Source organism: Enterococcus gallinarum (assembly GCF_021496385.1).
GTDB lineage: Bacteria > Bacillota > Bacilli > Lactobacillales > Enterococcaceae > Enterococcus_D > Enterococcus_D gallinarum.
Genome location: NZ_CP050816.1, coordinates 1,661,778 through 1,676,495, shown reverse-complemented (window position 1 = coordinate 1,676,495; position 14,718 = coordinate 1,661,778). Strand labels below are relative to the sequence as shown.

Here is a 14,718-nt window from a genome sequence, read left to right as displayed (position 1 = left end):
CTCTCTACAAGTGCAATATTCGGCTACTAAAAGGATTTTTTTTCTTCATGTAAATGTTGCAAATTTTGAAAAACTCTTTGACAAGCTCTTCTATCACGAAATTGGTAAATATCATTTTTAACAATTTTTTTGAATTCTTTTTCCATTTTATAATGTTCAATCTTTTTGAATAATTCATTCAATAGCTCTTCTTCTTTATTGACTATCTTTCCAGGTAAAAAATCTGGCTCTAATGGATCAAAATTTCTCTGTTCAACAAGTTGATTATCAAACTGATAATACAATACTGGTTTATATAAAATTGAGAAATCAAGCCCTACACTTGAATAATCAGTTATTAATATTCCATGATTTTTTAACATGTTTTGGACGGTATGTTCTCCAGCTTCAACAACTTGAACAAATCTAGATTCAAACAAATGATTATACTTCTGAAAATTATTATGCAAGTATAAATTAACAGTCAAATCCCGTTTATTAACTTCATTTTCAAAAAACCAATTATTTATTAACGAATTAAAGGCTTTGAAGAAAGATGTCTTTTTAAATTCTTCATCCGATAAATTCTCCTGCCCCTTTCTCCAAGAAGGCATGATTAAGATCTTTTTTTTATTAATAATAGTTTTGACCTGATTAAAAGGTTCAAGTAAATAATCAAACCTTGGAAGACCAGTTAAGATAATATCTCCCTCAGGATAATACAATTCATCCCTAACTATATTAAATTCTCTTTTTGATGAAACAACAAATTTATTAATTAGTTCGGGATTTGTTTTTTTCCCATACATATATTCTAAATTTCGCACACCTATAATACCATGTTGTAGAAATATATTATAAAAACTCTTTATCTTTCTCTCAATAGTACTTGTCAATACTGGGGCTGCATAATTTGGGGTATGCGTATGAGCGAGATAACTGGCTTGAAAGAGTTTTTCGATATGTTCCTTACTTTTATAAAACAAGACATTGGACATATATTTATTTAATTCCAGTAAATCTTTCGAGTCTTTAGTAATGATATAGTACGGAATAAACTCTTTCTGTTTATCCATCAGATATTTAAAAAACGCCAAACCATTTTCCTGTGCTTTATGTGGATACTCCATAATTAAAATAATATTGTTTTTATCGGATGATTTAGATAACATATGATCGTTTTCAAGGCTCTTCAAGAAAGTGAATTCTTCATTATTTAATATACCAAATCTAGCAGAAACTTTATTTTTTGCATTTTCAAAAAATCTTATCATTATCTTTTTGCTCTCTGAAAAGTTTAGCCATATCTCATTATTCTTTATTGAAGGAATACTTATTTGTGCCATATATGACGTTAAAGGAATAATTTTTGATTGAATAGTAAATCCAAAATCAATAACATCATAATTGTACTGGTCATAATGAATAGTTCCAGTAACTTTTTTTATTGCTTCTACAATATCATAAGTCACAGAGAAACTATTAATAAAGGTACTGTTTTCTCCTTTTCTACTATTTATATACTTGGTTTCTATCGTATGAGTAGCTTGCTTCTGTCTATTGATAGTTACAATATTTAATTTATCGATTGGTATACACTTTGTAACAACTTGAAAATTTAATATCAAGTTCTGTTTTTTTTGCATCCTGATATCAGTTATTTGAGCATTCTGGATGTAACTCTTAGCTGAAGGAAATTGATTCCATATAAATCTTATTTTGTTGTCTAAAGTGAGGTATATATAAATTTCAGTATTATAAATTTTCATTTTTGGAGAATTTATAAATGAAATATCAAAATCATCTACTGAAATTTGCTCCTTTTTTATTCCGTAATAAATAAAAACCCTATCCTCTTGTTTTTCTTTCATCAAACTAGCAATATCTTTACCTGTGATTTTCCAAGTAAAATCGTCTACTTTTATGAATCTAATCTCATTTTTTCCTTTTGCAATAACTAGTTTAACAAAATTAAACGTTCTAGAGATAAAATAGCATTCGTCTTTTTCTGTTCTTATTTCAATTTTATGCATAATAGTACTCACCTAACTTTATCCATCAATTTCCATATAAAAATTTGTAATTGCCTTCGTATTGTAATCATTAGGATCAAATTTTATTATCTGTTCTATCATTGGTATTTCTCTTTGTATAGCTTGTGCAATATCCTCTGCAGAAAATCCTTCAATGTAGGTCGTAGAATACTCTCCCAAAACTGAAACATTTGCAGGGATATTTGTAGCTAGAACAGGAAGTTTTAACGTTAAAGCCTCTAATAAGACCATAGGTTGCCCTTCATAGATTGAAGGAAAAACAAACAAATCACATTGTTTCATAATTGAAAAAGGATCTTCTTGATGTCCTAACAGAAAGACATGTTCTTCAAGCTCAAGTTTTTTGATTAGTTGCTTCATCTCAAGTTTCAAAGGACCTTCTCCTAAAATATACAAACGTACATTTTTTTGATCTTTAATAATTTGCTTGATAGCCTTGATTAAATTGATTTGATTTTTTTCTGGTGATAATCTGCCCATATTAACTAAATTGATAGAGTCAGATGAGATGGTAGGACCGCTTATCCTCTTCTGATTCTTGGCTCTTTCATCAATTAAGTTACTTTGAATTTCCATTGAGTTGACTCTTGCTTCCTCAATGTTTTTTGCTTCAATCCATATTCTATTTCCTTCTGCTGAATTAGTGCAATAGTAATCCTTCTGATTAATTGTTGCTTTTTTTGTAAATAAAGCTACATCGTCTTTTTCAAACATAATGGCTACTTGTTCGCTTCCAGCAATTGGCTCTGGTTCAGTCCATCCAATTGTTGTTTTATATTTGAATTGACCTTGAATAAATATAGACTGAAACTTATCTAACACAATTGTTTTTTCTTTGACATTTTTATTCAAAAAATAATTTTTTAAAGCCTTTAGATGAAACGTTTGATGAAAATTTGAAAGACAATTTTTGTTAATCCAGCCGATTTCTCCATTGCTATTTTCAATGTAGCAGTAGCTGGTGTCATTAATTTTCTGCTCTTTACTAATATAAGCATACGTATTATTTAAATATTTAAGTGGTGAGCGAATACTATTCAAATCACTCATTGAATAATAAATCATTTCATCATTGCTGCAGTTAATTGTAGCAATCATTGAGCGGTTTTCTATTATTGTTTCTTCCTTTTGGATACCTTTGTTAGAAGCCTGAATAAATCTTTTTTCAATCCAACCTGTATAAATGCCATTCACTGTAATTTTTGCATACTCTTTCATATTATAAAAAGTTGATGCAAGTACATAAATTTCGTCATCTTCTGTAATTGTTTTGGAAAAATATACTCCTTTTTCCAGCAGTGATAGGCTTGTATATACTTGATAGGTTTTAGCGGCAATGATGTTTCCTGTAAATCTAAAATTAGATATTTCTTGATTATTGGCGTTTGGATTACTACTATCTACAGATCCACTTGTCATGATCTTAGATATATCAATCGTATTTGTCGTGTAACCAATTTGTCCATCCGTGATAAATTCTTTTAAATTCTTTCTGTTAATTTCCATGGTCTCTTTTGAAACACTAAGAATACGATCGAACAAGTAATAAATGGAAAAGACTGCAGGTAGATTTTTTTTATGCGGAGCCTTTCCATTAATGATTTTTTTTGAATCACTTAATAAATCATTATGTTGAAAAATAATTCTCTTATTACTGTTCATGAATGCAATCAATTTTGCCCAGAAAAAGCTATACCCACTAAAATCAATTGCAACATCAAACGCAATATTTCCTACAATCCTCGCAGCCTCTCTTTTATAAGCTTTCTCTGGTAGCAAGAAGCGCCACCCTTTCTTCAATGAAAAGAGCTGAATAAAATAATCTCTGATTAATTCATTTCTAGTAAAAAGTGAATTTCCTGGACGAAATAGCATTCGAACATTTTTATTGATCTTATTTAAGTTTTTTATTTCTTCACTGGAAACAGGTTTATTCAGAATAATAGAAATATCATACTTGCTATAATCTATATTGTTACTTAGATTAATAAAACTTGTTGTGATTCCATTATTTTTCATGCCACCAGGATAAATAATAAGTTTTTTCAGATCATTTCTAAGAAGTATCTCCTTAATTTTTTTTGATTTCCTTTTTTTGAAAATCCTTTCAACATAACGCTTAGTTACATTACCATCTTGGTAATTGCAAATTTTCTCTTTCATTAAACGATAATTTTGTCTATATTGATCCACAAAAATATCTTTTTTTTCTATCAGGTCAATAAGCTCATCGACTGTCTCAGCAACAGGTCCGGGTAATACACTTTCTGGGAGATACATTCCTCTATCCGCTTCATACAAATCTCTGTCCCAAACATAAAAAATAATAGGTTTGTCTGTAACCAAAAAATCAAAAAAGATGCTAGAGTAGTCAGTGATCAATAAATCAACAATTGATAATACCTCATTTGGATCCAAACTATCTGGAATCAAAATATGTTTGATTCGCTCATTTCTGCTTAATGTCTTGTAAATATAAGGATGTACCTTGACCAATACATTATATTTTCCCTTAAAATAGTCTTTTAAAAGATAGGTTTCTCTTATAATTTGTTCTTCATCATTTGAGGGATTTAATATAGAAGATCCTTTCCATGTTGGCGTATATAAAATAGTTGGCAAATTATCATCAAAAACGAGGTTTAACTCATCTAATTCTTCTTTGATGACTTCTCGTTGAATAGAATTAGTGCAATCTATTCGAGGGTAGCCTCCTTCTAAAATCACTCCAGGAAAAATTCCGTCTAATCGATAGCTTTTTGAAAAAATTTCAGTTGTGTGAGCATTCGGCGATAGAATATAATCAGCCATTAAAAAATTTCTTACAACATTTTGCGAATGAGCAGGATTTCCTGGGATATCAAATCCCATATATTTTAAAGGTGTCCCATGCCAAGTATTTATGTAAATTTGCTCTTTTTTCTTAACAAAGAAAGATTGAAAAGTAGCATTGTTCACTAAATATTCTGCAGACGCAAGCCATTTCAAATATTCTTTTGAGTTTCTCACTACAAAATCAACATTCTTATAAGAAGCTTTTATTTTATTAACAGTAGGATAATCTAAATCATTGATTACCCACACATGGTGATAATGAGCGAAGTCGGGATCATTCACTAAATACTTAAAAATTGCAAAAGGAGAGTCTACAATTGATTGACCATCCCTGACTTCATATAGTATCGTATTTTTCTTTATATCGATTGTACTTAATTTTGCATAAAACGACGCTATACTACCATTTTTTGAAACAAAACTGTTTAATACTTTGTTAATCAGCAACTTAATATTCCCTACTGCACTCATATAGTATCCCCTTAATTACTTGCCTTGATCAATTCTGCCACTTTTAGAGAAGCTTCTCCATTTTCCCAAGAGCAAAATTTATTATAAAATTCTAGATATTTTTTATCATTGAGATTTTTTTTACTGGTTTCTGTATAAAAGTTTTTTATCGCATTATAGAATGATGTTTCATCTTTACAAATTGGTCCAGGTAAACTATCATAATCAAAATAAAATCCACGAACCTCATTCTCATAATGAACCAAATCATAGGCATAAAATATCATTGGTTTCTTTAATATCGCAAAGTCAAACATAACTGATGAATAATCTGTTATTAAGCAATCAGCAATCAGAAACAAATCATTTATATCCTCATCAACACAGACCCTAACTTGATTTTCATACCCATCTATATCTATTGAATCTTTTACTAAATAATGCGGTCTGATAATTAGCAAATCTTCTTTATCAAGAAGTTGTATCATTTTTTCTAATTTGAAAGGCATGTTAAACTTGTAATTCCCCTGGGAAATAAAATAATCATCTCGCCAAGTTGGTGCATATAGAAAAACGTTGCCTCGTTTTTCTCCTAGGAGTTCTTTTTTCAGTTGGTTGACTATAAACTCATTATTTGCTTGCACTAAACGATCGTTCCTAGGATATCCGATATCTAAAAAATTATTTTCGAAAGCAAATGCATGTTTAAATATCTCTTTTGAGTATTCATTAGGTGCGACTAAATAATCCCAACGCTTACTTTCTTTGATAAAGCTATCTTGATAGGATTTAGTATTTGTACCAGGCATGACAACATTTTTGATATCTAATCCTAATTTTTTCAAAGGGGTCCCATGCCATGTTTGAAAATAGACTGTTTGCTTATTTTTTTTAAACCAGTTTGACATTCGTGCATTAAAAATCCAAAAACCCGCCCTTGAAGCTACCCATAACCATTTCATTGAATAGCGAGAAAGAAAATTCATTTCTGGATACATAGCTTTTGCTTCTAATAGATTTGCTTTTTTTATTCCCCAATAAAGATTCCAGTTTGCAAACTCTTCGTCTTGAACCATAGCATTATAAATCGCTAAAGGATTATCTGAAGGGATATTCCCGTTAAAACTTTCAAATAAAACTATTTTTTTATTTACTGGAAAGATTGCTGTGACTATATTGAATAACGTTCGATAAATAAAACTAATAATTTGTTTTATCATTTCTATGCACCATCTTCCAATAAATACTTTTCGCCATAAATACTGGCAACTGTAGAATTCTTCCAATCCTCTTTGGATTGCTCAAAGAACGGTACAACCATTCTAAATGACAATTAATAAAAAAAGCAGGAGCTCTTTTTACGTGACCGCTTAAAACATCAAAACTCCCCCCAACATCTTGAAAAACTGATGCTTCAAGCGCATTTGTATTTTTAGCCAACCATTTCTCTTGCCGAGGAAACCCCAACGCTACAAAAAGAAAATCAGGTTGAGCAGCATTTATTTGATCAACTAAGATTCCATCGTCCATCTTAGTATATCCGTCCACTGCGCCTGCAACAATCAAATCTGGGTATTGCTGATTGATGTTCTTAACTGCATCAGAAAGGACTTCTGGCTTTGCTCCATAAAAAAAAGCACTTTTCTTATGAGTATTTGCGTAATCCAATAATTTCAACATTAAATCGTAACCAGTGACTCTTTCCTTGATTTTTCCACCAGTTAATTTCGAAACTAAGACTACGCCAATCCCGTCAGGTATGCGATGTGTACTATGATTGATAAATCGCACGATTTCAGGAAATTTATTGCTTTCAGTGATGATTTGCGGGTTTACACTTACAATAGTCATTTTACGATTACTATTGATATAATTTGGTAAATCATTGATTACATCCTCATAGGTAATTTGATCCACAAAAATTCCCATTATCTCTTCAGTTTTCATATTGTTCATCAATCCATTCAAATAAATAGTTCATTGCATTTCCAGAAACAAACGTATTCCACTTCGCATTAAAATCCACTAAGTCCTGTTTTTCGGAGGACATTATTTCTTCAAATAATCCAGCTGGCGTTTTCACGATTGAAGAATCCAGAGTATCTTTGAAGGCCTCTTGTATCCCCACAAGATCATCATATAATTCATAGTCATAACAAAAATAAATTATTTTTCCATTTGGATTCGCTAATGAAAATTCAAATGGAACTGAGGAATAATCCGTGATCAGACAATCTGCAACAATAAGTAAATTTTTTAGATCATGTTGCATTTCATCAATAAAATAAGATGGATATTTCTTAGCCAAGCTTTTTAATTTTTTATCATGGGGATGGGCATGGATATAGAATACCCATTCATCACCAATTTGTTCTTCAATTTGCTCGAGGTCCAACGGAAGCTCATAGTCGTTTTCTCTATAGGTTGGAACATAGAGAGCAATTTTTTTATTAGTCCCTTTTGATAAAATATTCTTTTCTTTAAGAATGTTTTTTTCGTTCCGATTGAAATAATAATCCGTCATGGGATAACCGAATTTTAAAAAGATAGGATCGATATTGTAACTTTCAGCAAAAATTTCAGCCATTGTCGGAGAACTTACTACAAAATGCGTAAACGTATCATATACTTTTTGATAACGTTGTTGATCCTTAGCAGTTGCTTTCTTAGCATATTGGGCTTGCAAACCAAATTTTTTGATTGCCCCATTTGCATGCCATATTTGAACAACTTTTGTTTGTTCATCAAAAGACATCCCCCCCAGAAAGGCGAAATAATTATCACATATAATCATTTGCGACGCTTTAATAATCGGGATGATTCTAGTACACAAGATATAAAATGACTGCAGAGGATAGCAGTCGATTCTTTCTTGATTAAATCGTTTAATCGTTTCTTGCGCATTGCTGGTATAACAAATAACCAAACGATTACCGTATCTTTCAACTAAAGCATCCAAAACATAGGTACTTGTGGATGGAAAACTTAACAAAAAGACGATTTTATTGTTTTTAGGACGTCTCCTTAGTGAAAAAAGTTTAACTAAGGACAAGTAAACGATTTTTGAAAACGAAATTGCAATTTGTTTAATCATAAATAACCTCTATTTATTTACATTAGTTCTTATTTTACCTGATAATAAGCAAAAAGAAAATAAATGTAACAAAACCGTTATATTTCAATAAAAGTTACACCTTCCGGCATATGGTGATCTTTTAATAAATCCAAAAACTCGCACCTTCATTCCCCTAAGATTCCTTGCTTCCTTTTACCAAAAAAAGCCAGCTTCCTACCCAGAAGCTGGCTTTTAATATCCCCTATGGATAAATACGATTCAATAAGCGTGGGAATGGAATGGCTTCACGCACGTGTTCGATACCTGATAGCCATGTAACGGTCCGTTCAAGACCTAGACCAAAACCGGTATGTGGAACTGAGCCATACTTGCGAAGATCTAAATACCAAGAGTATTCATTTTCATCTAATCCGTGGTTACGGATTTGTTCTAGCAAGAATTCATAATCTGTAGCCCGTTCTGAGCCACCGATGATCTCCCCATAGCCTTCTGGTGCAATCATATCTGCACAGATCACGACATCATCTCTTGTTGGATGTGGTTTCATATAGAAAGGTTTGATGGCTTTTGGATAGTTAAGAATAAAGACTGGTTGATCAAATGAGTTTGCAATAAATGTTTCGTGTGGCGAACCAAAATCGTCACCCCATTGAATGTCCTCAAAGCCATTTTTTTGCAATAGTTCTACGGCATCATCATAAGAAATACGAGGGAATGGTAATTTCGTATACTTTTCAAGAATGGCACGATCTCTGCCTAAAACATCTAATGCATAATCACAGTTGTCCAAAACGCTTTGTACAAGGAAAGCAACGTATTGTTCTTGTACTTCCAAGCTTTCTTCTTGATGCATGAAAGCCATTTCCGGTTCGATCATCCAGAATTCGATTAGATGACGACGCGTTTTAGACTTTTCTGCACGGAAAGTCGGTCCGAATGAAAAGACTTTACCAAATGCCATCGCTGCAGCTTCCATATATAATTGACCAGATTGAGATAGATATGCTTTTTGATCAAAATAGTTGGTTTCAAAAAGATCCGTTGTTCCTTCCGGTGCAGACCCTGTCAAAATTGGTGGATCAATTTTGATAAAGCCATTATTATTGAAAAATTCATAGGTAGCACGAATCACTTCGTTACGGATCTGCATGATGGCATGTTGTTTTGAAGAACGTAGCCATAAATGGCGATGATCCATCAAGAAGTCGGTGCCGTGCTCTTTCGGTGTGATTGGGTATTCATGGCTTTCGCCCACTACTTCAATGCCGCTGATGCCGATTTCGTAGCCAAATTTCGAACGGCTATCTTCACGAATCTCACCAGTTACTAGAACTGCCGTTTCTTGATTTAAATTTTTGGCAAGCTGAAAGACTTCTTCGCCCACTTCAGTTTTTACCACGATACCTTGAAAATATGCGGTACCGTCACGTAATTGCAGAAAGGCAATTTTTCCACTTGATCGTTTGTTTGCGACCCAAGCACCAATCTGTACTGTTTCGCCAACATGTTTTTTTGCATCTAAAATTTGAATAGATTCCACACGTTTCTCTCCAATCTGATAATAAGGGTTCCATAAAGCATTTTAAGCTTTTCGGCTTTTCTTTTCAACAAAATCCTGCAAACGTTTTGCGGCTTCTTCCAAGGTTGCCCAATCGGTTGCATAGCTGATCCGTAAATTGTCTGGTGCACCAAACCCAGCACCAGTAACGACTGCTACTCCGGTCTCTTCCAGAATTGCTTCCACAAAATTATTGATGTCTTCATATCCGCACATATTCATTGCTTCCCTGACGTTTGGGAAAAGGTAAAAAGCGCCTTGCGGTTTTACTAATTGAAAACCTGGAATGGCTGCAACAATCGGATAGATTTTATTTAATCGGTCTTCGAATTGCTGACGCATGATTTCAATGGAGTCTTGATTCCCTGACAGTGCTTCAACAGCAGCATATTGACTGACAGCTGTAGGATTGCTAGTTGCTTGAGAAGCAATATCCGTCATCGCTTGAATGATTGTTGGATCGCCAACGGCAAATCCAATCCGCCAACCAGTCATGGCATATGTTTTTGAGACACCATTAATGATGATCGTTTGCTTACGAATAGCCTCAGACAAGCTAGCAATCGGCGTAAAGGAGTGGCCATTGTAAATCAAACGACCATAGATATCATCAGAAACAATCAAAATATGATGTTCAACTGCCCAATCTCCAATAGCCTGTAGTTCTTCTTTCGAATAAATTGCTCCTGTTGGATTGGAAGGCGAATTCAAAATAATGGCTTTAGTCTTAGCTGTTCTAACAGCTTCTAGTTGAGAAACCGTTACTTTAAATTGCTCAGTTTCCGCAGCATAGACGAAGACTGGTTGCCCTCCTGCTAGTTTCACTTGCTCTGCATAGCTGACCCAATATGGCACAGGAATAATCACCTCATCTGCTGGATCGATCACTGCTTGAAACAACGCATAAAGCGCAAATTTAGCGCCATCTGTTACGATCACTTGGTTGGTGTCATACGTTACGCCATAAAACTCCTGCAGATAGCGTAGGATGGCTTCTTTTAGCTCAGGGATCCCAGCTGTCGGGGTATAAAAACTTGCCTTCCCATTTTCAATGGCTTGGATAGCGGCTTGACGAATATTCTCAGGAGTAATAAAGTCGGGTTCTCCTACCGTCAAACTCAATACGTCAACGCCTTGCGCTTTTAACGCCTTAGCCTTGGCAGCTGCAGCTAATGTAACTGAGGGCTCTACTTGATACGCTCGTTTGGAGAGTGTCATGTCAACCATCCTTTCTCTAAATCAAATATTATTGATGGCATTGATTTCCTTGCCGTCTTTAAAACCTAGCAAATAATAATGAAGTTCGCCAGAAGCATCTTTCGTCATGATTTCCCAAGCAGCTTGCTCTTTAAACAATCCTAAAGTAGCTTTCTGGATCGTTTCTTCTGGATGCTTTTCGGCAACCAATTGACGAGCGGCTTCTTCCGTTAGACCATCTGATTGTTTAAAAACTGACACTTTTTCACCGCTTTTAGGAATAATGACGACGATTTTATTTTCTTTATCATCTGTACCAACTAAACTAAAAGAAGAGGCTTGACGATTAAACCAATAAAATTGATCGACCTCTTTCAAATCCGTATACTTTTGAGCAATTTCGATTGCTTCATTGCGTGCCTGTCGCATCGGACGAGTCGAACGGATGTAGAAAATCGATGAGAATATGATAACGATCAATAAAAAAACGATCGCACCCAGTAAAATCATCACACGGCGTTGTTCTTTGTCTTTCGTTTTCACTCGTTATCCTCCATAAAAATAATATGCTCTATTATAGCAGATTTCAGCTATCTTTTAAGAAAAATGTTTTTTTGGTGTTTCTTCTGCTCCAGAATCAAAAAACGCCCGTATGTCCTCGGTCATTTCTTGTGGTGTAGCTTCTTTGACCGGCAGATTTTTTGGCAAACCTTTAAGTATTCGCTTGCCATACTTCGTAGAAAGAATCCGACGATCAAGAACCACCATTACTCCTTGATCATTTTCCGACCGAATCAGACGTCCCAACGCCTGACGCATTCGGATAATTGCTTTTGGCAATGCATCTTCCTTGAAAGGATCAATGCCTTCCGATGCTAAAAAAGCATGACGTGCTTGAACAAGCGGCCGTTTGGGATTCTCAAATGGTAAGCGCGTCACAACCGCGATTTTGAGCGCTTGACCGGGTAAATCGATGCCTTCCCAAAAACTATCTGTTCCAAAAAGAATCCCATTTTCCGCCAGTAAAAAGCGCTTGATGATTTTCTCGCGACTACCGCCAGTCCCTTGTGCTACAAGTTCTCGTCCTTGTTCCAAGGCTTTTTTATGCAGTTTTTCATAGACCCGTTTCAATGTTTCATGAGCAGTGAATAATACAAGTGTTGGCTGCAAATTTTCAAATAGCAACGGTGTTAATGCATCGGCCAAATATTGCGCGTATTCTTCATTCGTTGCTTGCTGAATCGAGATTCCTTGTTTGACAATAAACAGGCGTGCTTGCTTTTCATAATCATAAAATGCCGGAATCGTTTTGACCGTCACTTCAGGAATGCCTAATCGGTGAGCAAAGTAAGATTTGTTACCAGGAATTTTCAATGTACCGCCTAAATAAAGAATATGTTTGTACCTTGAATACCATTTGCTTTCGATAATTTGATTTCCCTGCAGGTCTGCCACTTCAATAATCGCTGCAGCAGTCCCTGCTTTTTTCTTGATCCAATGGACATACCGAGGTTGCCAATTCATCAGCCACGATTGAACCGTCGCTGCCTGTACCTCCATATCATGGAAATAATCGAACAAGCGGGCAATCAGGATGCGCTCCCGAGCCAATCGCCGTTCTTCTGTCGCCATGAAGGTTGTCTGCAATCGCTGTTGGATTTCTAAAATTTCTTTATAATACAAATGAATTTTTTGATGGAGACGATCTTGCTGCAAGCTGCCATCGTAAAGATCCTTGCGTTGGACAAGTGTCAGTTCTTCCCCATCGATCACGAGTGTTTCAAAATAGGCTTCTAGCGTATCGATAATCAATTTGATGGCATCGATATACAATGAAAATAAATGGGAAAGATCGAATTCTTCAGCGACGAGTTGCTTGATCTCTTCAAACAAACCTTCTTCATTCAATTGCAAAAATTGTCGTTTGAACTGTTGGGAATCAAAGGAATTTTGCGAATATCTTTCGGCAATCTCCGGCAAATGCTGGACTTCATCGATCAGCAGAAAGTCACTCGTTGGTAGTAGTGGATACTGTCGCCGATTTTCCTGCATCAAAAATGCATGGTTGACAATCAGTACATTGCTTTGTGTCATCTTATTATAGAGATGGCGCACAAAATCCTGCTCATAAAAAGCTTGATTCTTTGCCAAAAAATCCACCCCTCGATGACGGATTTCCAAAAACAGCGGATGATCAAGACGCACAAGATTCAATTCATCAAAATCTCCGGTCTCAGTTTTGGTCAGCCAAACTAAAAGTCCCATCTGGTACTGGGCATACTGTTTTTGTTCAAGCGGTTGTTCTAATGTTGCTTTGAACCGCTGGAGATCAATGTAGTGTTGATGGCTTTTCACAACAGTTGCCTGCAACGGTTGTTCCAGTACTTGATTGACTAATGGGATGTCTTTAGCCAATATCTGATTCTGTAGCAAAATCGACGTGGTACTGACGATTAATGGATTTTTTGGAGTAGCTAAGTAGCTTGCAGGAAATAAGTACCCGATGGTTTTTCCCATGCCGGTTTCTGCCTCAATGATCAGATTTTTTTCTTCATGAGAAAAGTGATCATAAACAGCATTCATCAACCGCGCTTGTTGTTTTCGATAACTGAGGCGACCATCAAAACATTTGATCTTATCCGCTTTAACTTTAGGATACTCTCCTTGAAAATAGCTTGATTCAAACAATGGCACACTCTTTTTTCGCAGAACCAATCCATCGATTTCTTCCAAATGTTCAGGAAGCGGCTCTTCGGTACGTTCACTGACGATCCGCTGAATATATTGACTGGTCTGCATCCCCATTTGACCGCTCAACTGGGCGATTTGCTTTAAAGTCACCCATGGCAGTTCACGCATGATCGATTCGATGTACAGCAATAATGCCGCGGTCACTTCCGCATCGCTATCCGCCTGATGTGGATTCTCATGAACAAATCCGATACTTTCAGCCAGATCTCCCAAACGAAAGCTGCTTTCTGTCGGCAAAAAAACTTGCGCCAATTCCACGGTATCGATTCCTGGAATCTCAAGGGGCGGCATCCCGCATCGGATTAATTCTTGACTTAAGAAATGATAGTCAAAATAAATATTATGAGCCACAAAGACTGTTTGTGTTAACAAATTATAAATCGTATGAGCAACATCTTCGAAATACGGTGCTCGTTTCACTTGTTGATTGGTGATATGAGTCAAATTCTGGATCTGCTTTGATATTCTTCGATCCGGATTGATATCTGTCGCAAATCGATTAATGACCTGACCATCTTGGATCAAAACACAGCCAAATTGGATGATTCGATCAATGGCAGGATCAGTCCCCGTTGTTTCAAGGTCGACCACAGCGTATATGGGTTTCATTTCGCTTCCTCCTTACGCACTTCTTGCATTATACTACAAAATCTTTGCCTCTTACATCTGTTTTAGCCAATAACGAGGAAATCAAATTTTGAGATCAATCAGACGAGAAGCTTGATTTTAGGACTAAAGTCCTCATACGTTCATCCTATCAAAAATCAATGGACCATCCGTATCTTTCGACAAAGGTCAGGAACTTTTTTATAATTTAA

9 protein-coding genes are annotated in these 14,718 nt (G+C 35.2%); all 9 read right to left on the bottom strand.

Annotated features, from left to right (window positions below; all coding sequences use genetic code 11):
• Positions 1 to 26 precede the first annotated feature (26 nt).
• Positions 27 to 2,012, bottom strand: coding sequence for a CDP-glycerol glycerophosphotransferase family protein (locus HED61_RS08285; protein ID WP_219645281.1), 1,986 nt, complete (start codon positions 2,010 to 2,012; stop codon positions 27 to 29).
• 18 nt (positions 2,013 to 2,030) lie between these two features.
• Entirely contained in the window at positions 2,031 to 5,339 is a 3,309-nt protein-coding gene (locus tag HED61_RS08280; protein ID WP_219645282.1) for a CDP-glycerol glycerophosphotransferase family protein, read from the bottom strand.
• 11 nt (positions 5,340 to 5,350) lie between these two features.
• On the bottom strand, positions 5,351 to 6,538 hold the full coding sequence (locus HED61_RS08275) for a CDP-glycerol glycerophosphotransferase family protein (protein ID WP_219645283.1): 1,188 nt from the start codon (positions 6,536 to 6,538) through the stop codon (positions 5,351 to 5,353).
• Positions 6,519 to 7,265 carry a WecB/TagA/CpsF family glycosyltransferase gene (locus tag HED61_RS08270; RefSeq protein ID WP_219645284.1) on the bottom strand — a complete coding sequence of 249 codons (747 nt, stop codon included), beginning with the start codon at positions 7,263 to 7,265 and terminating at the stop codon, positions 6,519 to 6,521. The genes HED61_RS08275 and HED61_RS08270 overlap by 20 nt, the downstream gene beginning before the upstream one ends.
• Positions 7,255 to 8,412, bottom strand: coding sequence for a CDP-glycerol glycerophosphotransferase family protein (locus HED61_RS08265; protein WP_219645285.1), 1,158 nt, complete (start codon positions 8,410 to 8,412; stop codon positions 7,255 to 7,257). The genes HED61_RS08270 and HED61_RS08265 overlap by 11 nt, the downstream gene beginning before the upstream one ends.
• Before the next feature lie 223 nt (positions 8,413 to 8,635).
• Positions 8,636 to 9,934 carry an asparagine--tRNA ligase gene (asnS, locus tag HED61_RS08260; RefSeq protein WP_005472233.1) on the bottom strand — a complete coding sequence of 433 codons (1,299 nt, stop codon included), beginning with the start codon at positions 9,932 to 9,934 and terminating at the stop codon, positions 8,636 to 8,638.
• Positions 9,935 to 9,976: 42 nt separating this feature from the next.
• Positions 9,977 to 11,170, bottom strand: coding sequence for a pyridoxal phosphate-dependent aminotransferase (locus HED61_RS08255; RefSeq protein WP_219645286.1), 1,194 nt, complete (start codon positions 11,168 to 11,170; stop codon positions 9,977 to 9,979).
• A gap of 21 nt (positions 11,171 to 11,191) precedes the next feature.
• A complete protein-coding gene (locus HED61_RS08250) occupies positions 11,192 to 11,692 on the bottom strand; it encodes a cell wall elongation regulator TseB-like domain-containing protein (RefSeq protein WP_003126923.1) in 501 nt (166 codons plus the stop codon).
• 54 nt (positions 11,693 to 11,746) lie between these two features.
• Positions 11,747 to 14,509: a helicase C-terminal domain-containing protein gene (locus HED61_RS08245; protein WP_113849918.1), complete on the bottom strand. Its 2,763-nt coding sequence runs from the start codon at positions 14,507 to 14,509 to the stop codon at positions 11,747 to 11,749.
• Positions 14,510 to 14,718: the final 209 nt, after the last annotated feature.

Bases quoted from the DNA above. Each gene is read 5' to 3' on its own strand.
- HED61_RS08245 (WP_113849918.1), bottom strand. From the start codon at position 14,509: ATGAAACCCATATACGCTGTGGTCGACCTTGAAACAACGGGGACTGAT.
- HED61_RS08265 (WP_219645285.1), bottom strand. From the start codon at position 8,412: ATGATTAAACAAATTGCAATTTCGTTTTCAAAAATCGTTTACTTGTCC.
- HED61_RS08285 (WP_219645281.1), bottom strand. From the start codon at position 2,012: ATGCATAAAATTGAAATAAGAACAGAAAAAGACGAATGCTATTTTATC.
- HED61_RS08255 (WP_219645286.1), bottom strand. From the start codon at position 11,170: ATGACACTCTCCAAACGAGCGTATCAAGTAGAGCCCTCAGTTACATTA.
- HED61_RS08270 (WP_219645284.1), bottom strand. From the start codon at position 7,265: ATGAAAACTGAAGAGATAATGGGAATTTTTGTGGATCAAATTACCTAT.
- HED61_RS08280 (WP_219645282.1), bottom strand. From the start codon at position 5,339: ATGAGTGCAGTAGGGAATATTAAGTTGCTGATTAACAAAGTATTAAAC.
- HED61_RS08275 (WP_219645283.1), bottom strand. From the start codon at position 6,538: ATGATAAAACAAATTATTAGTTTTATTTATCGAACGTTATTCAATATA.